The organism is Arthrobacter sp. YD2 (assembly GCF_030410475.1).
GTDB classification, from domain to species: domain Bacteria; phylum Actinomycetota; class Actinomycetes; order Actinomycetales; family Micrococcaceae; genus Arthrobacter_B; species Arthrobacter_B zhangbolii.
In genome coordinates, this window is record NZ_JAUHHB010000001.1 from 908,292 (window position 1) to 934,299 (window position 26,008).

At 66.0% G+C, this 26,008-nt stretch carries 18 protein-coding genes; 15 read left to right on the forward strand and 3 right to left on the reverse strand.

The window, feature by feature from the left end; genetic code table 11:
* The first annotated feature begins 99 nt into the window (after positions 1-99).
* The 14 genes from QWJ37_RS04470 to tuf all read left to right on the forward strand — a co-directional run bounded on the left by QWJ37_RS04470 (position 100) and on the right by tuf (position 13,709).
* Positions 100-1,296: a 4-hydroxybenzoate 3-monooxygenase gene (locus tag QWJ37_RS04470; protein ID WP_290244332.1), complete on the forward strand. Its 1,197-nt coding sequence runs from the start codon at positions 100-102 to the stop codon at positions 1,294-1,296.
* Between the two features lie 128 nt (positions 1,297-1,424).
* On the forward strand, positions 1,425-2,243 hold the full coding sequence (gene pcaH, locus QWJ37_RS04475) for a protocatechuate 3,4-dioxygenase subunit beta (protein ID WP_227904000.1): 819 nt from the start codon (positions 1,425-1,427) through the stop codon (positions 2,241-2,243).
* A complete protein-coding gene (gene pcaG / locus QWJ37_RS04480) occupies positions 2,244-2,810 on the forward strand; it encodes a protocatechuate 3,4-dioxygenase subunit alpha (protein ID WP_227928776.1) in 567 nt (188 codons plus the stop codon).
* A 2-nt stretch (positions 2,811-2,812) separates the two neighbouring features.
* The gene (locus tag QWJ37_RS04485) at positions 2,813-4,219 is read left to right on the forward strand and encodes a lyase family protein (RefSeq protein WP_290244335.1); all 1,407 of its coding nucleotides are present in this window, start codon (positions 2,813-2,815) and stop codon (positions 4,217-4,219) included.
* The gene (locus QWJ37_RS04490) at positions 4,216-5,028 is read left to right on the forward strand and encodes an alpha/beta fold hydrolase (RefSeq protein ID WP_290244337.1); all 813 of its coding nucleotides are present in this window, start codon (positions 4,216-4,218) and stop codon (positions 5,026-5,028) included. Before QWJ37_RS04485 ends, QWJ37_RS04490 begins: the two co-directional genes overlap by 4 nt.
* A gap of 4 nt (positions 5,029-5,032) precedes the next feature.
* Positions 5,033-5,437 carry a 4-carboxymuconolactone decarboxylase gene (gene pcaC, locus QWJ37_RS04495; protein ID WP_227928782.1) on the forward strand — a complete coding sequence of 135 codons (405 nt, stop codon included), beginning with the start codon at positions 5,033-5,035 and terminating at the stop codon, positions 5,435-5,437.
* Positions 5,438-5,494: 57 nt separating this feature from the next.
* A complete protein-coding gene (locus QWJ37_RS04500) occupies positions 5,495-6,694 on the forward strand; it encodes a thiolase family protein (protein WP_290244339.1) in 1,200 nt (399 codons plus the stop codon).
* 31 nt (positions 6,695-6,725) lie between these two features.
* Complete coding sequence (locus QWJ37_RS04505; RefSeq protein WP_227903875.1) at positions 6,726-7,409, forward strand: 3-oxoacid CoA-transferase subunit A; 684 nt, start codon at positions 6,726-6,728, stop codon at positions 7,407-7,409.
* Positions 7,406-8,062 carry a 3-oxoacid CoA-transferase subunit B gene (locus QWJ37_RS04510; RefSeq protein ID WP_290244341.1) on the forward strand — a complete coding sequence of 219 codons (657 nt, stop codon included), beginning with the start codon at positions 7,406-7,408 and terminating at the stop codon, positions 8,060-8,062. The genes QWJ37_RS04505 and QWJ37_RS04510 overlap by 4 nt, the downstream gene beginning before the upstream one ends.
* Positions 8,063-8,086: 24 nt before the next feature.
* Positions 8,087-8,878: an IclR family transcriptional regulator C-terminal domain-containing protein gene (locus tag QWJ37_RS04515; protein ID WP_290244343.1), complete on the forward strand. Its 792-nt coding sequence runs from the start codon at positions 8,087-8,089 to the stop codon at positions 8,876-8,878.
* 340 nt (positions 8,879-9,218) lie between these two features.
* Positions 9,219-9,593 carry a 30S ribosomal protein S12 gene (gene rpsL, locus QWJ37_RS04520; protein ID WP_104052742.1) on the forward strand — a complete coding sequence of 125 codons (375 nt, stop codon included), beginning with the start codon at positions 9,219-9,221 and terminating at the stop codon, positions 9,591-9,593.
* A 1-nt stretch (position 9,594) separates the two neighbouring features.
* Positions 9,595-10,065, forward strand: a complete 471-nt coding sequence (gene rpsG, locus QWJ37_RS04525; protein WP_227903869.1) for a 30S ribosomal protein S7 — start codon at positions 9,595-9,597, stop codon at positions 10,063-10,065.
* A gap of 117 nt (positions 10,066-10,182) precedes the next feature.
* The gene (fusA, locus tag QWJ37_RS04530; protein ID WP_227903867.1) at positions 10,183-12,297 is read left to right on the forward strand and encodes an elongation factor G; all 2,115 of its coding nucleotides are present in this window, start codon (positions 10,183-10,185) and stop codon (positions 12,295-12,297) included.
* Positions 12,298-12,518: 221 nt separating this feature from the next.
* On the forward strand, positions 12,519-13,709 hold the full coding sequence (gene tuf, locus QWJ37_RS04535) for an elongation factor Tu (protein WP_227903865.1): 1,191 nt from the start codon (positions 12,519-12,521) through the stop codon (positions 13,707-13,709).
* Positions 13,710-13,757: 48 nt separating this feature from the next.
* Here tuf and QWJ37_RS04540 read toward each other — a convergent pair whose 3' ends face one another.
* The 3 genes from QWJ37_RS04540 to aroA are packed head-to-tail and all read right to left on the reverse strand — an operon-like array spanning position 13,758 to position 20,094.
* Positions 13,758-15,746 (reverse strand): FAD-dependent oxidoreductase, encoded by a 1,989-nt coding sequence (locus QWJ37_RS04540; RefSeq protein WP_290244347.1) that lies wholly within the window; start codon positions 15,744-15,746, stop codon positions 13,758-13,760.
* A gap of 17 nt (positions 15,747-15,763) precedes the next feature.
* Positions 15,764-17,014 (reverse strand): acyl-CoA dehydrogenase family protein, encoded by a 1,251-nt coding sequence (locus QWJ37_RS04545; RefSeq protein ID WP_290244349.1) that lies wholly within the window; start codon positions 17,012-17,014, stop codon positions 15,764-15,766.
* Complete coding sequence (gene aroA, locus QWJ37_RS04550) at positions 17,011-20,094, reverse strand: 3-phosphoshikimate 1-carboxyvinyltransferase (protein ID WP_290244351.1); 3,084 nt, start codon at positions 20,092-20,094, stop codon at positions 17,011-17,013. The genes QWJ37_RS04545 and aroA overlap by 4 nt, the downstream gene beginning before the upstream one ends.
* A gap of 873 nt (positions 20,095-20,967) precedes the next feature.
* Here aroA and QWJ37_RS04555 point away from each other — a divergent pair.
* Positions 20,968-25,983, forward strand: a complete 5,016-nt coding sequence (locus QWJ37_RS04555) for a hypothetical protein (protein WP_290244352.1) — start codon at positions 20,968-20,970, stop codon at positions 25,981-25,983.
* Positions 25,984-26,008: the final 25 nt, after the last annotated feature.

Consider the following 26,008-nt stretch of genomic DNA (forward strand, 5'->3'; position numbering starts at 1 on the left):
CGGGATTCCCATTGAATGGGAACCCTCTGGGTAACACGTTGTGCGCGCAGTCACACTGGAGACCAGGAACCGCAACAGATTTTCCAAGGGGAGTACCAGATGGGCGCACAGCGCACGGTTATCAAGACGCAGGTCGGCATTGTAGGAGGCGGCCCGGCAGGCCTGATGCTCTCCCATCTGCTCTCGAAATCCGGGATCGAGAACATCGTGGTGGAAAAGCGGGACCACGAAACCATCCGCACCACCCATCGCGCAGGCATCCTGGAGCACGGCAGCGTGCGCATGCTCACCGAGACCGGAGTCAGCGACCGGGTGCTTACGGACGGATACCGGCATGACGGAATCGATCTTCGCTTTGGCGGCGTAAGCCACCGGATCGACTTCCAGGACCTGGTCGGGGAATCGGTCTGGCTGTACCCGCAGAATGAAGTGTTCACCGACCTGGCCGCGGCCCGGGAGCGCGACGGCGGTGACGTACGCTACGGCGTCAGCGACACCTCCGTTACCGACCTCACCACTGACACCCCGAAGATTCTCTTCACGGACGCTGAGGGTACGGAGTTCGAGATCCACTGCGAGCTGCTGGTAGGCTCCGACGGCTCCGCCGGCATCTGCAAGCGCTCCATCCCCAAGGACGCCCGCACGGATAACTTCATCGAATACCCCTTTGCCTGGTTCGGAATCCTCACCGAGGCCGCCCCCAGCGCGCCGGAACTCATCTATGCCAATTCCGACCGCGGGTTTGCGCTGATCAGCCAGCGGAACGAGCATGTCCAGCGCATGTACTTCCAGTCGGATCCAAACGAGGATCCGGAGGCCTGGAGCGAAGAGCGGATCTGGGACGAGCTGCAGGCGCGTGTGGAAGGTCCGGACGGATTCGAACTCAAGCGAGGGCCGATCTTCGAAAAAACTGTGCTGAAGTTCCGCAGCTATGTCTGCGAGCCGCTGCGCTACGGCAACCTCTTCCTTGCCGGCGACGCCGGACATACGGTTCCGCCCACCGGAGCCAAGGGGCTGAACCTGGCCCTGGCCGACGTGCAGGTACTGTTCGAAGCCATTGACTCCTTCTATGCCACCAAGTCGCCCGAACTGCTGGAAGGCTACAGCGACAAGGCACTAAAGCGGGTCTGGCGGGCGCAGAACTTCTCCTACTGGATGACGTCCATGCTGCACACCCGCGAAGATGCCAGCCCCTTTGAACGCAAGCGTGCGCTGGGCGAGCTCAGCGGCGTCGTTGCCTCCCGGCATGGCAGCGCATACCTGGCCGAGGCTTACACCGGGTGGCCCAACTCCTAATTTCGTTCGTATGACGAACACCTGTACACAAGATGAACAAGCGGTGTAGTGTGGTCTCGACCACGCGGACGCTGTTGGATAGCCGGAGTGCAAGGATGCGCTCGAAGTCGAAAGGAAAAACCATGGAAATGGAAAAGGATCTTTTCCAGAACAGCCATGTCGTCGAGAAACTGGATGCGGCGCAGGCGTCGCAGGACCAGATTTCGGCGGAGATTGCCTCGGTCCACGCGGCGTATGACAAGTCCGTACATGACGGCGCCGCCCCGGAAAGCCAGCCCCGCATCGACTTCCCTCCTTACCGCAGCTCCATCCTGCGCCACCCCACCAAGGATCCGCACCACGTTGACCCCGAGACAATCGAACTGTGGTCACCGGCGTTCGGACACCAGGACGTGCACGCCCTGGAGAGCGATCTGACCATCCAGCACAACGGCGAGCCCCTGGGGGAGCGCATCATTGTCCGCGGCCGGATCCTCGACGGCGACGGACGGCCCGTGCGCAACCAGCTGGTGGAAATCTGGCAGGCCAACTCGGCCGGCCGCTACATCCACAAGCGGGACCAGCATCCGGCTCCGCTGGACCCGAACTTCACCGGCGTCGGCCGCTGCATCACCACCGACGACGGCTACTACGAGTTCACCACCATCAAGCCCGGGCCCTACCCCTGGAAGAACCACTTCAACGCCTGGCGCCCGGCCCACATCCATTTCTCCCTGTTCGGCACCGACTTCACCCAGCGCATGATCACCCAGATGTATTTCCCCGGCGATCCGCTGTTCGCGCTGGACCCGATCTACCAGTCGATTACCGATCAGAAGGCACGCGACCGCCTCGTGGCCACGTATGACCACAACCTGACATCGCATGAGTGGGCCACCGGCTACAACTGGGACATTGTGCTCACCGGCAGCAACCGCACCTGGATGGAAGACGAGGACGCAGAGTAAATGAGCGAGCAGAAACTTACCGCCACACCCGGGCAGACCATCGGCCCGTTCTACGGATACGCGCTTCCCTTCGAGAAGGACAACCAGCTCCTTGCACCGGGCCTGCCCGGCAGCATCCGGCTGCAGGGAACGGTCACGGACGGCGCCGGGGAAACCATCCCCGATGCCCTGCTCGAAATCTGGCAGGCCGACGCTGAGGGCAACATCCCGCAGCAGACCGGCTCGCTGGTCCGGGACGGCTACACCTTCACCGGCTGGGGCCGCACAGCCGTGGACAACACGGGAAACTACACGTTCACCACGGTAAACCCCGGCCCCACCGAAGCAGGTTCAGCGCCCTTCATTTCCTTCGTGATCTTCGCCCGCGGCCTGCTGAATAAGCTGCATACCCGCATGTACCTGCCCGATGACGAGGAAGCGCTGGCACGCGACGCCCTGCTTTCCTCGCTCCCCGAGGAGCGGCGGCGCACCCTCATTGCCACGCGCGAGGCCGACGGCGGACTGCGCTGGAACATCTCGCTGCAGGGGGAGAACGAAACAGTTTTCCTCACCTACCCGGGAGCCTAGGCGTGGGTGCAGCGGAGAGCGCCGACTACGGCCTGCTCGCACCGGCATGGGCCGGTACCCGGGTGGCCGCGCTGACGGGGGACACGGCGCTGCTCCAGGCCCTGCTGGACGTGGAGCTGGCCTGGGTGCGGGTGCTGGCGGACGCCGGGCTGGCCGACCCTGAAGCGCCCGCTGCCGTGGCGGCCGTCAGCGACGCCTCCCTGTATGACGCCGCGTCCCTGGCGGAACGGGCACAGGGCGGCGGTAACCCGGTCATCCCCCTGCTCGCGGACCTGCGGAAGCTGGCACAGGCCCAATCCCCGGCGGCTGCCGGCGCGATCCACCGCGGCGCCACCAGCCAGGACATCATGGACACCGCCCTGATGCTCCTGGCCAGCCGGGCGCTGGAGGCCATCCTCGCGGACGCAGACCGGGCCGTCACGGCACTGGGAGACCTTGCCCGGCGCCATGCCCGGACCCTGTGTGTTGCCCGGACCCTGACCCAGCACTCCCTGCCCTCCACCTTCGGGCTCCGCGCCGCGCAGTGGCTGCACGGTGTCGGTCAGGCCGCCGAAGGGCTGCGCACCGCCGCCCTCGGGCTGCCCCTGCAGTGGGGCGGGGCATCCGGAACCATGGCCGCGCTGACCACCGCGACCGCGGCGCACAGCGGCACTGACGGACCCTTTGACCTGACCTCACGCCTTGCCGTTGCCCTGGGACTGGCGGAGCCGGTAGCACCGTGGCAGACCAACCGGCTGCCCGTCACCGGCCTCGGAGCTGCCCTGCAGGATTTCACCGCAGCGGCAGGCAAAATGGCCAACGACGTGCTGCTGCTGAGCCGGCCGGAGATCGGCGAGGTGTCCGAACCGCGGGCCGCCGGCCGCGGCGGTTCCTCCGCCATGCCGCAGAAGCAGAACCCGGTGCTGTCCGTACTGATCCGCAGCGCAGCCCTTGCTGCTCCCGGCCACGGCGTGCAGCTGCAGGCTGCCGCCGCAGCGGCGGACGACGAGCGTCCCAGCGGATCCTGGCACGTTGAATGGCAGGCCCTGCGCTCCCTGCTCCGCCTGGCCGGGGGAGCAGCCGCCAAACTCGCCGAGCTGGCCGCGGGCCTGCAGGTTCACGCCCAGGCGCTGGAACGGAATCTGGCAGCAGCCGGCCCGCTGGTGGTCAGCGAGAAGATCATGGCCGTCGTCGCCCCGCTGCTCGACGACGGTGTGGCCGGCCGCGGAAAGAAGCTGGTATCCGAGGCCGTCGCCCGCTCGCTCTCCACCGGCGAGCCGTTCGCAACCGTGCTGCGCAGCACCGTTCCGGAGGACATCCTCTCCGACGACCGGCTCGCGGACATCCTTGACCCCGTCAACTACGTAGGGGAGGCCGCCGCACTCATAGAGCGCATCACGGCTGCCTACCCCGGAAAGCCCTCAGCATGAGTGTTCCCGCCATCAAAGCCTCCCGCCTCTCCGCCGCCGGTCCCGCAGCGCCCGTCCTGATTGCCGGCCCGTCGCTCGGAACAGCAGTGACACCGCTGTGGAGCCGGACGGCAGCTGCCCTGGACACCTTCACCGTCATCGGCTGGGACCTGCCCGGCCACGGTGCCAGCCCCGCCGCCGCCGGTGCCTTCAGCCTGGAAGACCTGGCCGCCGGCGTCGCCAATCTGGTCAACGGGGCCCGGAACGCAGGCGATATTGCCCCTGAAGCGCCGGTCTATTACGCCGGTGTCTCGCTGGGCGGTGCCGTTGGGCTGCAGCTGGCGCTGGACCACGGCGAACTCTTCCAGGCCGTGGCAGTGCTGTGCTCCGGAGCCAAAATCGGCGACGCCGACGGCTGGGCAGAGCGCGGTGAAACCGTCAGGGTCCAGGGTACCCCCACCCAGGTGGTCGGCTCCGGCCAACGCTGGTTCGCCCCCGGATTTATGGAACGCGAACCCGCTGCGGCGTCCGCACTGCTGCACTCCCTGCAGAACGCGGACCGCTTCTCCTACGCCTTCTGCTGTTCCGCGCTGGCCGGCTTCGACGTCCGCGGCCGGCTCGCTGATATCACCGTCCCCGTGCTTGCCGTGGCCGGTGCGCAGGACGTTGTCACCCCGCCGTCGTTCGCGGAGCTCATCGCGGACCGGGTTACCAACGGAACGGCCGCCGTCGTTGAGGACGCCGCCCACCTGGTCCCGGTCGAGCAGCCGGGACGGACCGCCGACCTGCTGAAGGATTTCTTTGGCACCCAGTATCCGGAAGGGAAATAACACCGTGATTGCAGACGGACACAAGAGCCGGCAGGACGTGTACAACGAGGGTATGGCCGTACGCCGGGAGGTCCTGGGCTCCGAGCATGTGGACCGTGCCAACGCCGGCAAGGACGAGTTCACCACCGACTTCCAGGACATGATCACCCAGTACGCCTGGGGAACCATCTGGACCCGCCCCGGCCTGCCCCGCACCATGCGGAGCGCCGTGACGCTCACGGCACTGATTGCGCACGGGCACATGGAGGAATTCGCCATGCATGTGCGGGCGGCGCTGCGCAACGGCCTGAGCCGGGACGAGATCAAGGAAATTGTCCTGCAGTCTGCCATCTACTGCGGGGTTCCCGCCGCGAACTCCGCCTTCAAGGTGGCGCAGGGCGTCTTCCGCGAGATTGACTCCGCGGCCTAGCGGCCCCCGAACCTTCCCAGCCATTCGACTTTTCTTTTTGAGTTTCAAGGAGTACCGGTGAACCAGGCCTATATCTACGACGCAGTCCGTACGCCCTTCGGGAAGTTCGGCGGAGCCCTCGCCGGGGTCCGCCCGGATGACCTCGCCGCCCAGGTCATCAAGGCGTCCGTCTCACGCGCGCCCGGCCTGGACCCGGCACGCATCGACGAGGTGATTTTCGGCAATGCCAACGGAGCCGGCGAGGAAAACCGCAACGTGGCCAGGATGGCCACCCTGCTGGCCGGACTGCCCACCTCGATTCCGGGCACCACGGTGAACCGGCTCTGCGGGTCCTCGCTGGACGCGGCACTCATCGCCTCCCGCCAGATCAACACCGGCGAAGCCGACCTGATGCTGATCGGCGGCGCCGAGTCAATGAGCCGCGCCCCCTGGGTACTGCCGAAAAATGAGAAGCCCTACCCGGCAGGGGACCAGACCCTGGCCTCCACCACCCTGGGCTGGCGCCTGGTCAATCCGGCCATGCCCAAGGAATGGACCGTCTCCCTCGGTGAAGCCACCGAGCAGCTGCGCGAGAAGCACGGTATCAGCCGTGAGCGCCAGGACGAGTTCGCCGCTGCCTCCCACGCCCTGGCTGCCAAGGCCTGGGACGAGGGTAAATATGCGGATCTCACCGTTGCCGTGGACGGCGTAGAGCTGGACCGCGACGAAAGCATCCGCGCAGGCTCCACCGTGGAAAAGCTGGCCACCCTTCGCACCGTCTTCCGGCCCGCCTCCGACGATGCCTCCGGCGGCACCGTGACCGCAGGCAACGCCTCACCGCTGAACGACGGCGCTTCGGCAGCCTGGCTGGGCAACGAGAACGCCGCCGGCATCCTGGGCATGGCTCCGCTGGCACGGATTGCCGGACGCGGCGCCGCCGCCAATGAGCCGCAGTTCTTCGGCTATGCCCCCGTGGAAGCGGCCAACCTTGCCCTGAAGCGTGCCGGCATCAGCTGGAGCGAGGTTGGAGCAGTGGAACTGAACGAAGCCTTCGCCGCCCAGTCGCTGGCCTGCCTGGACGCCTGGGACGTGGACCCGGCCATCGTCAACGCGTGGGGCGGGGCCGTGGCAATCGGCCACCCGCTGGGTGCCTCCGGTACCCGCATCCTGGGCACGCTGGCCCGCCGCCTGCAGGATTCCGGAGAGCGCTGGGGCGTGGCAGCCATCTGCATCGGCGTCGGGCAGGGCCTCGCCGTCGTCCTCGAAAACGCCAACTGATACCCAGACACCGCACACGTTAGGAAAAACCGTGCTCAACATAGTGCAGGACGCAGATGAGGCCGTAGCGCCCATCCACGACGGGGCCACCGTAATGATTGGCGGATTCGGCCGCGCCGGCCAGCCCGTGGAACTGATCGAGGCGCTGCTGCGGCAGGGCGCCACGGACCTGACCGTGGTCAACAACAACGCAGGCAACGGGGAACAGGGCCTGGCAGCCCTGATCGGTGCCGGCCGCGTGAAGAAAATCATCTGCTCCTTCCCGCGGCAGTCCGACTCGCAGATCTTCGACGCGAAGTACCGTGCGGGGGAGATCGAACTCGAACTGGTGCCCCAGGGCAACCTGGCCGAACGGATCCGGGCCGCCGGCGCCGGCATTGGCGGCTTCTTCACTCCCACCGCGTACGGAACCCCGCTGGCCGAAGGCAAGGAAACCCGGGTCATAGATGGCCGCGGCTACGTCTTCGAAACACCACTGCACGCGGACTTTGCCCTGGTGAAGGCGCTGCGGGCTGACACAGCCGGCAACCTGGTCTACCGCAAGACGGCCCGGAACTTCGGACCCATCATGGCTGCCGCAGCCGGGCATGCCATCGTGCAGGTACGCGAAATTGTGGACGTTGGGGAACTGGACCCCGAAAACGTTGTTACTCCCGGGATCTACGTCAACAGCCTGGTCCGCGTGGACCGGGAGAAAGCACCGGCCGCAGCATGAGCACCGACAAGAAGCTGGACAAGAACGAACTCGCGGCCCTGGTCGCCTCCGACATTGCCCCCGGGTCCTTCGTGAACCTGGGCATCGGGCAGCCCACCCTGGTCTCGAACTATCTGGTGCCCGAGCAGAAAGTCACCCTGCACACCGAGAACGGCATGCTGGGCATGGGGCCGGAAGCACACGGCGACGAGGTGGATCCGGACCTGATCAACGCCGGAAAAATCCCGGTAACGGAGCTGCCGGGCGCAGCTTACTTCCACCATGCCGACTCCTTCGCCATCATGCGGGGCGGACACCTGGACGTCTGCGTACTGGGCGCCTTCCAGGTGTCCGCCACCGGCGACCTGGCAAACTGGCACACCGGCGCGCCCGATGCCATTCCCGCCGTCGGCGGCGCGATGGATCTGGCCACCGGAGCCAAGGACGTCTACGTCATGATGTCGCTGTTCACGCGCGACGGCGTGAGCAAGCTGGTCAAGGAGTGCAGCTATCCGCTGACAGGGGTGGGTTGCGTGACCCGCGTCTACACTAATGAAGCAGTCTTTTTGCTGAAGGAGGACGGCGTACACGTACGCGAGACCTTTGGCACCACCTTCGAAGAGCTGGCGTCGAAGATGGATATCCCGCTGATCCGCGCCGCGGACGGAAGCTAGCAGGACACCAATCATGGGGGACAGATGAGCGAGACCGTGCCGGCCAGCGACCAGTATGTACAGTCGCTGGCCCGGGGCCTGCTGGTGATTCGCGCGTTCGACGCCGACCACGTGCAGATGACGCTCAGCGAGGTCTCCCGGCGCACCGGCCTGACCCGGGCCACGGCCCGGCGCTTCCTGCTCACCCTGGTGGAACTGGGCTACATCCGCACGGACGGACGGACCTTCGAGCTCACCGCTTTGGTGCTGCAGCTGGGGTATTCCTACCTGTCCGGCCAGTCGCTGCCCCAGCTGGCCCAGCCCGTACTGGAGGACCTGTCCCGGCAGATCTCCGAGTCCACGTCCGCATCCGTGCTCGACGGCAGCGAGATTGTCTATATAGCCCGCATCCATACCCGCCGGCTGATGACCGTGGGCATTGCCGTGGGCACGCGCTTCCCGGCCTACGCAACGTCCATGGGGCGGGTCCTGCTGGCCGGGCTGCCCGAAGACCGGTTCGAGGATTACCTCACCACGGTGGACCTGCAACCGCTCACCGACCGCACCGTCACCGACCCTGTCCGGCTCCGCGAACTGGTTGCCGGCGTCCGGGAACAGGGCTGGGCAGTGGTGGACCAGGAACTCGAACAGGGCCTGCGCTCTGTCGCCGTCCCCGTGTACGACCCCCAGGGCAGGGTCTGCGCAGCCCTGAATACCTCCATGCAGGCAACGATGGGACTGGGCGGGCCTACACTGGAAGATGCCGCGGCCCGCGTGCTGCCGCATCTGCAGCAGGCATCGGCCACCATCACTGATGCCCTGGCGGCCCGCAGTTAGTGATCCTGGCCTCACGTCACCGCGGAAGGCGTTAAGTCTGCTAGACTGAAAACCAATTGTTTGTGTGGCAGTGGATGAAGGCCGCTCGCGTGCCCTCCGTGGTGAGATACTCGGGGGAATGCATTCCGAAAGGAATGGGCGGGCCTGTTTCCGGGTTGCGGGCTTCTTGCGCAACGAATGCCACACTTTTGCACGCCTACGGTCGCTTTCGGCGAGAACACGGAACTTCTCGGGGCATTGCGGCAACGACTTTAAGCGCACCGCCCCTGAGCCGGCTTCCAGCCGTCAGCGGGGCGGGGCAACCAGAGAATTATCTCGAGAAAAAACGGAGAACACGAAAGTGCCTACGATTCAGCAGCTGGTCCGCAAGGGCCGCTCACCCAAGGTCTCCAAGACCAAGGCTCCTGCCCTTCAGGGCAGCCCGATGCGCCGTGGTGTCTGCACCCGCGTTTACACGACCACCCCGAAGAAGCCGAACTCGGCTCTGCGTAAGGTTGCACGTGTCCGCCTCAACGGCGGCATCGAAGTAACCGCCTACATCCCCGGTGTGGGTCACAACCTTCAGGAACACTCCATCGTGCTGGTGCGCGGCGGTCGTGTGAAGGACCTTCCCGGTGTTCGCTACAAGATCGTCCGCGGTGCCCTCGATACCCAGGGTGTCAAGAACCGCAAGCAGGCTCGCAGCCGCTACGGCGCGAAGATGGAGAAGAAGTAATATGCCCCGCAAGGGTCCGGCCCCCAAGCGGCCGCTAGTACTGGATCCCGTCTACGGTTCCCCGCTGGTCACGCAGCTGATCAACAAGGTCCTGATCGACGGCAAGAAGTCCACCGCAGAGCGCATCGTTTACGGTGCACTTGCAGGCGCCCAGGAGAAGACCGGACAGGATCCGGTTGCAGCCCTGAAGAAGGCCATGGACAACATCAAGCCCAGCCTTGAGGTCAAGTCCCGCCGCGTTGGCGGCGCCACCTACCAGGTCCCCGTTGAGGTCAAGCCGGGCCGTGCAACTGCACTGGCACTGCGCTGGCTGGTTGGCTACTCCAAGGCCCGCCGCGAGAAGACCATGACCGAGCGCCTGCGCAACGAAATCCTGGACGCTTCCAACGGTCTCGGTGCAGCTGTGAAGCGCCGCGAGGACACCCACAAGATGGCCGAGTCCAACAAGGCCTTCGCCCACTACCGCTGGTAATAAGCCCGGCCGACGGCGGCCCCTCCTTCAAGGCCCTGCATTCCGCTACGGCGGGGTGCAGGGCCCGAAGCAGATAAACGCAGTCGAAACGGCAAACACCAAATATAGGGAGAAACCGTGGCACTTGACGTGCTTACCGACCTGAACAAGGTCCGCAACATCGGCATCATGGCCCACATCGATGCCGGCAAGACGACGACTACCGAGCGCATCCTGTTCTACACGGGTGTCAACCACAAGATCGGCGAGACCCACGACGGTGCGTCCACGATGGACTGGATGGCACAGGAGCAGGAGCGGGGTATCACCATTACCTCCGCAGCTACCACGTGTTACTGGGACAACAACCAGATCAACATCATCGACACCCCGGGTCACGTTGACTTCACCGTCGAGGTTGAGCGGTCCCTGCGCGTGCTCGACGGCGCCGTAGCCGTGTTCGACGGCAAGGAAGGCGTGGAGCCGCAGTCCGAGACTGTCTGGCGCCAGGCTGACAAGTACAACGTCCCGCGCATCTGCTTCGTCAACAAGATGGACAAGCTCGGCGCTGATTTCTACTTCACCGTCGACACCATCATCAACCGCCTGGGTGCCAAGCCGCTGGTTCTGCAGCTGCCGATCGGTGCCGAGAGCGAATTCGAGGGCGTCGTTGACCTTCTCGAAATGCGTGCCCTCACCTGGCGCGGCGACGCCAAGGGTGATGTCACCATGGGCGCCAAGTACGAAATCGAACCGATCCCCGCAGAACTGCAGGAAAAGGCCGAAGAGTACCGCGCACAGCTGATCGAGACCGTTGCCGAGGCAAGCGACGAGCTGATGAACAAGTACCTCGAAGGTGAAGAACTCACCATCGAGGAAATCAAGGCCGGCATCCGCCACCTGACCATCAACTCGCTGGTCTACCCGGTTCTCTGCGGCTCCGCGTTCAAGAACCGTGGCGTTCAGCCCATGCTTGACGCCGTCGTCGACTACCTGCCCAGCCCGCTTGACGTGCCGAACATCAAGGGTCACGACATCCGCGACGAAGAGGTCATCCTCGAACGCGCCGCCGATGCCAACGCTCCGTTCTCCGCGCTGGCGTTCAAGGTTGTGACGCACCCGTTCTTCGGCCGTCTGACCTACATCCGCGTGTACTCCGGTCACGCTGCTTCCGGCGCCCAGGTCATGAATGCGACCAAGCAGAAGAAGGAGCGCATCGGAAAGCTCTTCCAGATGCACGCCAACAAGGAAAACCCGGTCGAGGAAATCACGACTGGCCACATTTACGCCGCCATCGGCCTGAAGGACACGACCACGGGCGACACCCTGTGCGATCTTCAGAACCCGATCGTGCTGGAATCCATGAGCTTCCCGGAGCCCGTGATTTCCGTGGCCATCGAGCCGAAGACCAAGGGTGACCAGGAGAAGCTCTCCACCGCCATCCAGAAGCTCTCCGAAGAGGATCCGACCTTCCAGGTCTCCCTCGACGAAGACACAGGCCAGACCATCATCGCCGGTATGGGCGAGCTGCACCTGGACATTCTGGTTGACCGTATGCGCCGCGAGTTCCGCGTCGAAGCCAACGTGGGCAAGCCCCAGGTTGCTTACCGCGAAACCATCCGCCGTGCAGTCGCCAAGCACGACTACACGCACAAGAAGCAGACCGGTGGTTCGGGTCAGTTCGCAAAGATCCAGATCGCGATCGAGCCGCTGGATACTTCCGACGGCACGTTCTACGAATTCGAGAACAAGGTCACCGGTGGTCGTGTTCCGCGCGAATACATCCCCAGCGTTGACCAGGGTATCCAGAGCGCCCTCACCGACGGTGTGCTCGCCGGTTACCCGGTTGTCGGCATCAAGGCGACGCTGCTTGACGGCGCTTACCACGACGTCGACTCCTCGGAAATGGCGTTCAAGATTGCCGGACGCCAGGCCTTCAAGGAAGCTGCACGGATGGCCAGCCCGGTTCTGCTGGAGCCGATGATGGATGTTGAAGTCCGCACCCCTGAGGAATACATGGGTGAAGTTATCGGTGACATCAACTCCCGTCGCGGACAGATGCAGTCCATGGAAGATGCAGCCGGCGTAAAGGTCATCCGGGCACACGTCCCGCTGTCCGGCATGTTCGGCTACATCGGCGACCTGCGGTCCAAGACCCAGGGCCGTGCCGTGTACTCCATGTCCTTCAACAGCTACGCAGAGGTCCCGAAGGCAGTAGCCGACGAGATCATCCAGAAGACGCGCGGCGAATAAAACCCTGGTCGGTGTTCCGGGGAACCTCGGAACACCGGCCGTGTGCAGCGGGCCAGGGCTTCGGCCGGAAGCCCGCTGCATAGCCAGACTGAGCGGCCTCGCCAGGCTGCTGCGGAAATCGGCAATTTCATCAAATAAACAGCCCCCAGTAGACTTACATCAGTTTCAGTTGCGAAAAGCGCGGCTGAAGATTGAGTCTTCTAACTCTCTAGGAGGAACCCGTGGCGAAGGCAAAGTTCGAGCGGACTAAGCCGCACGTCAACATCGGCACCATTGGTCACGTTGACCATGGCAAGACCACGTTGACCGCTGCCATTTCGAAGGTGCTTGCTGACAAGTACCCTGATCTGAACGAAAAGCGCGATTTCGCTGCTATCGACTCTGCACCTGAAGAGCGCCAGCGCGGTATCACCATCAACATCTCGCACATCGAGTACCAGACCGAGAAGCGTCACTACGCACACGTTGACGCCCCCGGCCACGCTGACTACATCAAGAACATGATCACTGGTGCAGCTCAGATGGACGGCGCAATCCTCGTGGTTGCCGCTACCGACGGTCCGATGGCCCAGACCCGCGAGCACGTTCTGCTCGCCCGCCAGGTTGGCGTTCCCTACCTGCTGGTCGCACTGAACAAGTCCGACATGGTTGACGACGAAGAACTGCTCGACCTCGTGGAAATGGAAGTTCGCGAACTGCTGAGCTCCCAGGACTTCGACGGCGACAACGCTCCCGTCGTCCGCGTTTCCGGCCTGAAGGCTCTGGAAGGCGATCCCAAGTGGGTTGCTTCCGTCGAAGAGCTGATGGAAGCCGTTGACGAAAACGTGCCGGACCCCGTTCGCGACAAGGACAAGCCGTTCCTGATGCCGATCGAGGACGTCTTCACGATCACCGGTCGTGGAACCGTTGTCACGGGCCGCGCCGAGCGCGGTACCCTCGCCATCAACTCCGAGGTCGAGATCGTCGGCATCCGTCCGGTCCAGAAGACCACGGTTACCGGTATCGAGATGTTCCACAAGCAGCTTGACGAAGCATGGGCCGGCGAGAACTGTGGCCTGCTGCTCCGCGGCATCAAGCGCGAAGACGTAGAGCGTGGCCAGGTTGTCGTGAAGCCGGGTTCCATTACCCCGCACACCGACTTCGAAGCCAACGTCTACATCCTGTCCAAGGATGAAGGCGGACGCCACAACCCGTTCTACTCGAACTACCGCCCGCAGTTCTACTTCCGTACCACGGACGTAACCGGCGTCATCACCCTCCCCGAGGGCACTGAAATGGTTATGCCCGGCGATAACACTGAGATGACCGTTGAGCTCATCCAGCCCATCGCTATGGAAGAGGGCCTCGGCTTCGCTATCCGCGAAGGCGGCCGCACCGTTGGATCAGGCCGCGTCACCAAGATCATCAAGTAATTTGATGTTCTAGCCTGAACCTCTTCGGTTCTTAGCAGGACCCCGTTGCTACGGCAGCGGGGTCCTGCTGCGTTTAACCCCGGAAGGCTGCTGCAGCTCCCTGGCCAGCAGTGAGCCCGTTTCCAGTCCCTGGTCAAAGGCGCGCACGGCGTTCAGGCCGGAGGCGTCCAGTGCTCCGCCAATGACGGTGCAGGGAATCGTTTGGTGCAGCAGTGCGGAGTGGAGGGGATTGTGCGGTACCTGCCCGGCTGCCAGCACCACGGTGTCCGCCGGCAGCAGCACGGTTTCTTGCGCGGTGGCCGCGAGCAGTCCCTCAGGAGTGACTTCCAGGGGCGTTGTTCCGGGAAGGGTACGCACCCCGGCAGCGGCGAGCTCCTGCAGTACGGCCCAGCGCGTGGACGGTCCGATTCCCTCTCCGATCCGGTGTCCGCGACGGAGGAGGGTCACGTCGGCCGGCCCTCCGGGGGTCCCCGTGAGCAGGCGGGCCAGGTCCACGGCTATCCCTCCGGCTCCGATGACCACCACCCGGCGGCCCAGGTCTGCGGGCGCGGCAAATGCCTCGCGGTAGTCCCGGACGGGCAGCCGGCCGGTGCGGGGCAACGGCACCGGCCGGGGACGGACACCCGTAGCAAGGATTACGTGGGCATAACCGGATAACGCCTCCGCCCCGGGGGATTCGCAGGGCCGGATCCGGACGCCCAACCGCGGAAGCTCGTTGCGGAAGTACCTGATGGTTTGCAGGAAATCTTCCTTTCCCGGCACGGTTCCGGCCAGACGGAACTGGCCCCCGATTCCGTCGCTCTGCTCATAAAGGTCCACGGGCACCCCGGCCTGGGCCAGCGTGGCTGCCGCCTGCAGACCCGCCGGTCCTGCGCCTACGACGGCGACGCGCAGGTCGGGTGCGGAAACGGAACGGACCAGCGGGAACGCGAGCTCACGGCCGGCCCGCGGATTCACCAGGCAGGAGACCGGTTCCGTGCCGAGCGAGCGGTCTATGCAGGCCTCGTTACAGGCGATGCAGGTGTTCACCAGTTCCGCCTGCCCGCGCCGGGTCTTGGCCACAATCTCCGGATCCGCGAGGAAGGGACGGGCCATGGAGACCACATCGGCCTGGCCGGCGGCAAGGGCCTGTTCGGCCAGATGCAGCGAGTTGATCCGGTTGCTGCCGATCACCGGTACCTGCACGCCGGCCCCGGCAAGGGCGGCACGGATGCTGCCGGCAATACCCATCCAGTGCCCGTGCGGGACAAGCGCCTGGACGGAGGGCACGCGTGACTCGTGCCAGCCGATCCCGATGTTCAGGGCGTCAGCGCCGGCCGCTGCCAGGGCAACCGCGAGGGCACGGGATTCCTCCAGGGTGCTGGACCCGGCCACGAAATCAGCCCCGGACGTGCGGTAAATGACCGGATATGCGGGACCGACGGCGCCGCGTACCGCTGCAAGAACCGCCAACGGGAATGACTGCCGACGCTGCGGGTCACCGCCCCACCCGTCCGTGCGAAGGTTGGTGAGCGGTGAGGCGAACTGATTGATCAGGTAACCCTCCGAGCCCATGATTTCCACGGCATCGAAGCCCAGCGACTGCGCTTGGGCTGCTCCCGCAGCGAAGTCGGCGAGAACGGCCTCAATCTGCTGCTGGGTCATGGCGGCCGGCACGGCGCGGGAGAAGCCTGAGTAGACCTCCGACGGGGCGGCAGGGCGGAGTCCGTAGCTGGACTCGAAGGCGTACCGGCCTGCGTGGAAGAGCTGGAGGGCGATCTTCCCGCCGGCACCGTGCACGGCCTCCAGAGTGGGGGAGAGCACGGCAGCGGCTTCCGGTTCGTTTATCAGCAGGTAGTTAGGGCCGCCTGCTCCGGTACGGCTGACCGCCGCCCCGCCGGTGACTATCAGCGCTGCGCCTCCGGCAGCCCGTTCCCGGTAGAAGGCGGCCAGCGCCTGCGGATCGTCCTCCCGGTTCAGGTGCATGGAGCCCATCATGATCCGGTGGGTCAGCCGCAGCGGGCCCAGGGAAACGGGTGTGAAGACCCTGTCCGGCATTGGTGGGCGCCTGACCGTCAGCCGAGTGATTCCGGTGCCGCTGCCGGGTCCGGGACATCCGCTGCGGCGGCAGCTTCAGCTGCACCAGCCGACGCCCGGCGGAAAAGATCGCGGGCTATGACCGTCTTTTGGATCTCGTTGGTGCCCTCTTCGAAGCGCTGGGCACGCGCGTCCCGGTACACCCGTTCAATGGGCATGCTTTTCCAGTAGCCAATGCCGCCGTGGACCTGCAACGCCTTGTCGGTGACACGGGTGAGCATGTCCACTGCGGTCAGCTTGGCCATGGAAGAGAGCGCCGGGGCGGCGTCCGAGCCCTTCTGCCAGTCTTCCGCTGCCTGCAGAGTCAGAGCGCGGGCGGCAGCAATATCGGCTTCATTCTCGGCCAGCGAAAAGGCGATGGCCTGCCGCGAAACCAGCGGCTTGCCGAACGTGGTGCGCTCCAAGGCGTACGCCACGGCCAGTTGCTGCGCCCGCCCGGCCAGGCCAACGCAGCTCATGGCCACCGAAATCCGGCTCGGGGTCAGGAAGCCGCCCAACGCGACCGCCAGCCCGTCCCCTTCGGCGCCCAGCCGGTGCGACACCGGAACAGGTGTGTCCGTGAAGGTCAGTGAGGCATGGTCCGTTCCGTGCACCCCGAGCGTCTCGGAGGTGTTCTCAACAACCACACCGGGGGCATGCCTGTCCACCAGCAGCGCCACCGTGCCGTCGCTGCCGGAGCTGCCCTCAATCCGGGCGAACAACAGCCAGTAGTCGCAGCGTACGCCGAAGGTAATCAGGTGTTTGCGTCCGGTCAGGTAGTAGGTGTCCCCGTCCCGCCGGACGCTGGAGGTGATGTCGGCGCCGGTGCCGTTGCCCGGTTCCGTCAGTGTGAAGGCAACGATCAGCTCGCCCGCAACAGAGGGCCGGACAAACTTTTCCCGCTGCTGTTCATCCGCGTGCGGGTTCATGGCACGCCAGGTGCCGTTGACCACGTGCACGATCATGCGCACGGAGGCGTGGGAATGGGAGAAAACCTCCATCAGCCCCATCCACTGCACAAAGCTCAGCCCTTGTCCGCCCAGTTCCACGGGCGCTGCGAGGGAGAGGAAACCTGCCTCGCGCAGCTCCTTCCACAGCGAGTCAGGAACCTGCCCGGTGGCCTCAATGCGTCCGGCCCACTCCTCGCCGGGCCCCTCCACCCAGGACGTGACGGCTGAAAGCAGCTCACGGTACCGGGTGTCGGGAACGCTGCTGCCCCTGCCGTCTGCGGTGATGCCGGTGACGCTCACAAGCTGCTCCGATCCGGGGAGGGTAAAGCGGAAGAGACACTGTCACCGCCGGTGAAACTGCGTGCCATTTCGCGCAGCAGAAACTTCTGCACCTTGCCCACCGCGTTGCGCGGAATATCTTCCAGCAGGTGAAGGTGCTCGGGCCAATAGTGCTTGGACACCTGGTGTCCGTCCAGAAACGCGGTGAGGTCCGTCAGCCGGGGCCGGTTTCCCGGCGCCGGAACCACAAAGGCGCAGGCCCGCTCACCCAGCCGGTCATCCGGCATGGCCGCGAGTGCCACGTCAGCTACGGCGGGATGCCGGTACAGCAACTGCTCAATCTCAGCCACCGGGATTTTCTCCCCTCCGCGGTTGATGATGTCCCGGACCCTGCCGGTGATGTGCAGAAATCCGTCCGCATCGATGACGCCGGTGTCGCCGGTGCGGTACCAGCCGTCTTCGGTAAAGACTTCCTTGGTCAGGTCGGGGCGGTCAAGGTAGCCCTCGAAGACAGTCGGGCTGTCCAGCTCGAAGTTGCCTTCGACCCCGTCAGGAAGGAGCCTCCCGTCGTCGTCGACAATCCGTGTCTGCACCCCCGCCAGTGCGCGTCCGTCGGTGCCCCACACCTTTACCGGTTCGTCCCGCGGGGAAGCCAGGGTGCCAAGGCAGGTTTCCGTGGTGCCGAAGGCGCCGCAAATCCGGGCACCGAGGACGCGGGTGGCACGCTCAGCCAGATGCCGGGGAACGGTAGCGCCCGTGTTCACGAAGATCCGCAGACTGGAGGGTACCGGCGCACCCGCGTCCACCGCCCGGACCAGATCCGAGAGGAACGGGGTGGCAGCCTGGACAAACGTGGCCCGCCAGCCGCTCATCAGCGCCAGGGCGCGCTCTGCATCCCAGACGGGTTGCAGGACCTGCGGGCAGCCCAGGACAAAGGAAAGCCACATGCCGTACAGGAAGCCGGTCTGGTGGGCTAGGGGGGAGGGGATGAAGACGGCATCATCACTGGTCAGGCCCAGATGGGTCACTTCCATGGCGGCGGCCCGGCTGAGCGTGGAATGGCGGTGCACAACACCCTTAGGCTCACCGGACGTGCCGGAGGTGAACAGAAGCTGCGCGGCGTCCCTGGCCGCCGGTGCATATTGCGCCAGCACCCGGTGGTCCGGCCGTGCACGTTCCAGAGTGTCCGTCCAGTCAGCGAACTCCGGGCCGCCGGTCACCCGGGGTAGGGGCCGGGGGGAGGGTGTATCCCGCACTACCAGGACCCGTTCAACGGTGGTTGCTGTTCCCGGGTCAGTCCCGCCCGCACGCTGCAGCAGCCCGGCGAGTTCTTCGGCGGGGCGGCGGCCGCGGAACTCCTCTACCGTCACGAACAGGCGGGCACGGGCGCGGTGCAGGGCCAGGGCCACCTCGCGTTCGCGGAAAATCGGCATAATGGGGGCAGCGACGGCGCCGATGCGCAGGGCAGCGACAGCGAGGATGACAAATTCGCTGCGGTTGGGGAGCTGGAAGGCCACGCGGTCGCCCGGCCGGATCCCCAGGTCCAGCAAGGCTGCTGCAACCCTGTCAGCCCGGGCGTCCAGTTCCGCCCAGGTCAGGTGGCCGGCGGTGCCGGCGCCGCCGTCGATCACTGCGCTTTCATTGGGCCGTTCTGCGGACCACCGCCGGACCCATTCGGGCCCGGTGACCGACGCGGCGGCTTCCACCCCGGCCTGACCGGTGATGGTGCGCGGCCGGCTGCCCCTGGCAGTGCGGACGGGGCGGGTGATGCGGGGCCGACGGATAACCCCCTCCTCCACCTGCATCCGCAGCCCGAACGTGGTCATGGCGGCAAGATACTCGGGGTAGGAGATGCGGTAGGCGTGGGGGTAGCTCAGGGTGCTGCGGCCCTCGGCAGCGGTGGCAGCCAGCGCCAGGGACATCAGGACCCGGTGATCGTTGAACGAGGAGAGATCCGCCCCGTTGAGCCCGGAGACGCCGTGGATCATCAGCGTGGAGCCCTCCACGGTAAGGTTGGCCCCCATCGAATTCAACTGCAGCATGGCAGCGACCCGGTCCGATTCCTTCATCCGCACGTGGTCAATGTTCCGGAACGTGCTGCGGCCCCGGGCCAGGCATGCCATCACGGAGAGGACCGGGAGCATGTCAGGCACCCGCCGGCAGTCGACGTCGATGGGCGCCAGCTGCAGTCCGCTGTGGCGGATGCTGACGGAGCCGGCTGTCGCGTCGGCCACCATGGGCACCCCCATCTCCGCTGCCAGGTCCAGGAAGTCCGCTTCGGGATGGTCCGATCCGGCCGAAGAGACGGCGGGGAGCCCCTCAAGCGTCACATCCGCCGGGTGAAGGGCCGCCGCAGCGATACCGAAGGCGGCGGATCCGATATCCGGCGGCATCCGCAGATCTGTGGGGGCAGCCTGCTGGTCCGGAGCTATCCGGAAACGGCGAAAGTCTTCGGAGACGTCCACCTGCAGGCCGAAACGCTGCATCATGGCTACCGTCAGTTCTATGTAGCTGCTCTCATTCTGCTCGCCGTCAACTACCACCGTGGTGTGGCTGCGGGCAAAAGGCGCCAGCAGCAGAAGCCCGGATATCCACTGCGACAGGGTGCCGGGGATATGCACTTCTCCGCCGTGCGGCCGGCCGGCCGTGACGTGCAGCGGCGGGCAGTCATTGGGTGCCCAGATGTCCACCCCCATTTGGCGCAGCGCGGCCAGCAGGGCGCCGACGGGACGGCGCTGGAAGTACTTCTGGCCGGTCACGACGACGTCGCGGGAGGCCAGCGACGCAAGTCCGGCCATGAAGTAAAGAGTGGTGCCGGAACTGCCCGCGGACACGGCGGCACTGCGCGGCTGGTAGGGGCCGCCGTGGACGACGAAGGTATCGTCCTGCACGTCGATCCCGGTGCCCAGCTGGCGGAGCATGGCCACGGTGTATTGCACGTGGCGTGCGTCGGTGAGGCCGGAAATCCGGCTGGTGCCCGGTGCCAGGGACGCCAGGATCAATGCTCGGTGGGCGTGGTATTTGGAGTTGGGAACCTGCACCGTCCCGGTGATGCTGCCGGTGTCCATGCCGCTGTGGGTTCCGAGGACCGAAAGATACATGGCCGTGAGGGCCTTTCTGTCGTCTGCGTGGTTACCGCTACCCTCGTGCGCCGATGACGCTACCAGTTGGGTCTGCGGGCCGGAACAGGTCTGCCCGAGACGCATCGCAGCCGGTGCGAATCAGTTGTTGCACGGTGGTGCTGCTGTTCTCCTCCACAGGAGTCCCCGGCGGCGCATAGCGGCGGCGTTTTGCACAACCGCGGGCGCGGGTGCCACTGCGTGCGGCGTGCCGCACCTTAGGATGGGCAGCAATTACGCCAACCGGAAGGAAGCAGTGACATGGGGGTCTTCCTGCTATTCCTGGCTGCCATAACAGCCAGTTTCTTCGTGGGACGGGTCGTCGGTGTGAAGGCGGGCCGGGGCACGGACCTGCTGGGCCGCCGGGTGCCGCCGCCGGCGCAGATCTATGACGAGGGCTACCGTGCGGGGCTGGCCGCCGCCGCAGCGCGTTACGGGCAGGCAGGCGCCGGGGTGGCGGCAGGGCAGGGACAGCCGGCGACAGGAAATCCAGTGACGGGTCCTGCAGCAGCCGGGCCGGCCGCTCCCCGGGACGCGGTACAGGCCGGGCAGGGGATTGCCGGCCCGCCCGCGGGTCCGGGGCATGCCGACCGCCGCGCAGGGCAGCCCGGACAGCCGGTTCCCCCGGTATGGGCATCCCCCTCGGCACCCGCGCCGTCACGGCCGGTACCCCCGCCCTCCGTCCCGGCTGCCTCTCCCGTTACCCCGGCGGGGCAGACCGGTACGGCCTCCACCCCGGTGTCCTCAGCACCACAATCCCCTTATGTTCCGGCCCCGGGCAGCACGGGTGCTCCGGTACACCCAATAGGAACAGGCGGACGCCGTGGTCTCCCGCCCGCGACTCCCTCAACTCCCGTGCCGCCCAGGCCCGCCAGGCCCGCCAGGCCGGCTCCTCCGGTCAAAACCGAGGCACAGCTGCAGGCCGAGAAACGGCGGAGGGACCTGCGGAACATCAACATCACGCTGTACTCCGCGAGTCTGCTGCTCGTTGCGGCCGCGGCCCTGTTTATTGGGTTGGCCATCCCGGCCGGGGCACGCTTCCTCGGCGTTGTGGGGGTCACCGCACTGTTCTATGTATCCGGGCTCGTTGTGCATGCCCGCAGCCGCCGCCTTCGTCCGGCTGCCGTGGCCTTCACCGGTACGGGACTGGCGCTGATACCGGTGGTCGGGCTGGCATTGCACACAGTGGTCCTGCAGGACGGTCCGGCCGCTTGGCTTATCACGTCGCTGGCGGGCACGGTGGCGTTTGCCTTTGCCGCCGCGAGGATTGACAGCCGGGTAGTTACCTACCTGGCACTGACGTTCCTGCTGTCATCCGGACTGGCCTCGGGCGCTGTCCTCCGGTCGGGGATCATCTGGTATTTCCTGTTTACCGTAGTGCTCGCAACCCTGATCAGCCTTGCAGCGATCCGGCGGCCGAAGTGGCTGAACAATCTGTATCTCGACGCCTTCGTGAGGTCGCACCGGTACCTGGTTCCCGCCGCGGCCATTGCCGCGGTCCAGATATCGAGGGACCTGACGGCGGGGCAGCTGTCCATCCTGTTCCTGGCCTTCGCTCTCCACTACGCAGTCATGATGTGGCAGGGCCCGGCGAGGAACCAGCTGGCCAACAGCTACGGTCTGCGCGCCGCTGGAACCGTGGGCCTCACCGCCCTCTGCTACTCCTTCACCGGCAGTACGCAGGCGACGCTGCTGGCGTTCGCCATACAGATCGCAGCGCAGCTGTCCGGCATCCTGCTGCGGAAACCGGTGTATGGAGCAGCGGCTCTGCTGCAGATCGCCTCACGGACTGCAGGACTGCCCCTGGACGAGGGATTGGACGCAGAAGCAGCAGCTGGTCGGCGCGGCGCAGGAACAACGGGCGTACCTTCGGGCGGGCAGGCTGCCGGCGGAGCAGTGCCGCGCCGCGGAACGCCGGACCCGGCTCCCGCCGCGGGCGGGGTCAGCCTGGCGAAGAAACCGGCCGTGGAGCCGGAAATCCGGGCGCGCAGGTTCTTCCGCACAGACGTGGCCGCCCTGCTGGTGATGCAGGCTGCCACGGGTCTTGCCGCCGGGCTGTTCCAGGCCCTTGGCACATCGGAATCGTCGGGAAGCACAATGATCTTCTCGGCCACCATCCTGGTGGTCCTGGGCACCTATCTTGCAGCGGCAAGGACAGTGGGCGGGCTGCTGGAATTCGCCGCCATTGTTCCGCTTGGCCTGTCTTTTGTCCCTCATGCTTTGCTGGCGAAGGAACCATTGTGGCCATCCGTCCTGGTCACGGCGGCGCTTACTGCGTACCTGATGGTGCGTGCCAGGGGAGAAGCAACACGCATGCAGTTTGTGCTTGGAGCCAGGGCCGCTGGTGTTCTGCTGCTCCCGTTGACCGTGCTGGCGTCGGTGTCGGGCGCGGGGGGAGCGGACGGCTGGTCCTGGGCGCTGTTAACCGCCGTAGTGGCCATGGCCGCCAATCAGACGGCGTCAGTTATCCGGGTATCCGCAGGGAAACCGGAGTACGTCCCGGGGTGGGTGATCCTCGCTTCGGCAACGGGAACCGCCGCTGGTGTCCTGGTGCTGTGCTTCGAACCGCGGTTGGAGCCAACCCATGCCGTGGCTGCGCTCTGGGTACTGGTTGCCGTCAATATCCTGACCACGCTTCGTCTTGCCCGCAGCCGGTTCCTGACGGCCGGCCCGCTGGGCTTCATAGCCGCTGCCCTGATGGGTGCCGGGCTGTTGGGCGTGCGCGGCTACGAGCTTCTGGTTGCGGCGGCACTGGTGTACTGCGTGCTCATGGTCCGGAAGTTTGGGCCGCGCGGACACCGTACCTTCTACATAGCCGTGGGACAGGTTTTGATAACCGTCCTGACGGGGCTGGCGGCAGCGGACCTGGGCATGGATGTGCACGGCATCTTCACGGCGTTGGCGGCATCACTCGCCGTCCAGCATCTCGCCCGGATCGTCCTGCATAGACGCCTGCGGCCCTTGGGACTGGCCCGGACCTTTATGTGGGCAACGCTGACGGCGCTGTCAATGACGGCACCGGCCTATTACATCCTGACCGATACGGCGGCCCGGCCCGAAACCGGGCTGGCACTGCTGGTCATTGCCGTCACCTCTGCACTGATCACGCAGGGCGTAGCCGCCTTCACAGCGGCAGGTCGGTCCCGGGTCAGTCCGGACACCGGGGCGGCAGCCGTCGTCCCCGTTTCCGGTCCCGTCGTCCCCGTTTCCGGTCCCGTCGTCCCCGCGGCCGGCCCCTTCACCACACCTGCCCCCGCCGTACGCCCCCGCGCTGCGGCTGCCGGTCCGGACCGGGGAGCCGGCCACGCCGCGCTCGCAGCCACCACCGCCGCTTCGGCGCTGGCGCTGCTGCTCAGCGTAAGCGTCCGCACCGTGGACGCGACTGACGGGACCGTCGCCCTTGCTGTCCTCGCAGGAGCCTTGGCCCTGAATATTCTCACTGCACTGCTGCTGCGGCATTCCTGGCCGGTTCTGCTGGCTCCTGCCGGTTTTGTGGCTACCGCTGCCACAGGGGCAGGGCTGTTGGGGGTGCGCGGCTATCAGGTACTGGTTTCCGCCGCACTGATCTACTGCGTCTATTTTGTCCTCGGACGCACCAACCCGTTCCGTGGTGCCTATCTGCTGGCGGCGCAGGTTCTCCTGATTGTTCTTGCCGCCCTGGTGACGGCAGACCTGACCGGGGAAATTCACAGTGTCTTTGCCGCGGCTGCGGTGGGCATCGCCGTCTGCGAAGTGCTGCGGGTACTTTTCGCCCACCAATTGGAACCGCTGGGCCTGGCCGGTCCTGCCCAGTGGGGAAGCCTGTGTGCCGCCGGAACCGTAGCGCTGGCCTATGTGGTCCTGATGGGTTCCGGGCGACAGGACGGAACCCTTATGTTCCTCCTGACCACCGCCGCTGCGGTGGCTGTCCTGATCCAGTTGTCCACCGCGATGCGGGTGCGGCGGGGTACAGCCCTGCCGTTCGCGGCTGCACTGATGCTGTCGGCCGGACTGATTGTTGTGATTGCCGCCGCTGCGTCCCGAGGCATTGATGCGCCGGTGGTGTGGAGCCTGGCATTGATCTGGGGAGGGCTGGCAGCGAACATCGCCATTTCGCTGGTACTGCTGCGATTCGCCTCGTACGAGGTGGCAGCACCGGCGGGGTTCACCGCGGCAGCGATGCTCGGCGGTGGAGTCTTCGGGATACACGGCTATGAGGTGCTGGCCCTGGCAGCCCTCGCCTACTGTGCCTCGCTGGCACTGAACCGGGAGCTCACCACGCGTGGCCTCTACCTTCTGGGTATCCAGGCACTCGTGGTGCTCCTGTCCGTTCTCGCGGCTGTGGACCTGGGTGCGGGACGGCATGGGACATTCGTTGCCGGAACCGCCGTCCTCGCTGCCCAGCACATCATCCGGACGCTTCTGGACCGGCATTTCGGCAATCTGGGATACGCCGAAGTCTCGGGGTGGGTCAGCCTGTGCCTCCTGCTGCTGGCGCCTCTGGGATATGCAATTAACGCAGGACCCGGCGTCAGACGGGGCGTCGTGACCGTCCAACTGATCCTGCTGCTGCTCAGTGCCACAGTTGCCTTTATCCGGTGGAATGCAGACCGTCAGCCGCGCTCGCAGTGGGTCATCTATATCGCCGGCCTGGCACTCGGCACACTGCCCGTAGTACTGACCCGCCTGCCGGACTTTGACAAAGCAGGGCTGCTCCCGGAACCGGTCCTCAGCCCGGTGGCAGCCGGAGCAACCCTGCTGGCACTGGCCGCTGCCGGGCTATGGGGCGAGTTCCGGCACACCCTGGAGATACCCCTGCGCACGGCACTGCTCTCAATCTCGGCAGCGTATACGGCGGCGGCCCTGTTTCTGGCGGCAGCATCGGGCAGCGCCCTGCTGGCAGCGGCAGTCTTCGGCTTTGCCGGTGCCCTCTTTCTGGCATTGTCCTTCTCCAGACAGCGTCCCTGGCTGGCGGTCGGGCTGCCACCCCTGGTGGCGGCAGGCATGCTTTTCCTGAGCTGGTCCACGGCAGGCTCGGCGCTGGGCGGGCTGCTGGAGACGGGGTATGCCGCGCTGGTCCCTGCGTGGGCTGCCGCAGCGGTGCTGCTGGCAATCCGGTTGCTGATCCCGGGGCACGCTGCGGAAGCGGGAGCGAAGCACCGGGACGGTGTCCTGCGGAGACACATCATCGGCGCCGGTGCCTCCCTTATCCTGACCTTGGCAGCGGTCCCGGCCATGGCACCCGATGCTTCGGCGGCGGCCGGTTCCCTGACCCTGGCCGCGGCGCTGGGCGTTGGGCTGATCGAGATGCCGGCAAGGTTCCGGGAACCGGCGGTACAGGCTGCGGCGCTCCTCACGGCGCTGGCGGTCCAGCGCATTGCATGGCTTCTCCTCGGAGACGTCAACGGCTTCTGGTCCCTGCAGTACTGGGCATGCGTCCTGGCCGGCCTGGCCGCCTACGAGTACCTCCGGAAACGAGAAAACCGGGGCACCATTGTCCTGGCGGCCGCGGCGGCAATCCTTTCGCTGAGCGGGCTCTCCACCATCATCAGCGGCGGTGCGGGCAAACAGTTGTGGGCACTGGTGGCCCACGCCGGTCTGCTGGCTTTCGGCCTGCTTGCCAGCAGGAGACTCTTTACGCTCTGGGGCGCAGCCGGCGTTGTGCTGGCGGTGCTGTGGTACCTGCGGGGCTACACCTTCCTGTGGCTGGCACTTCTGGGTATCGGCCTGATCGCGCTGGCCGTCTGGCGGCTCACACGGGTGCGCTCCGATGAGCCGGAGCGGAAGGACAGTCGCGGCGAGGGGGAGCCCGGCCCGGAGAACGCCCAGGCAGGCCCGGCGGAGGGATCCCGGGCTCCGCTGTCCGGGGCAGGGGAGGAGCGGGGCTACTGACGCGCACCTGGGCCCTCGGTTAGGC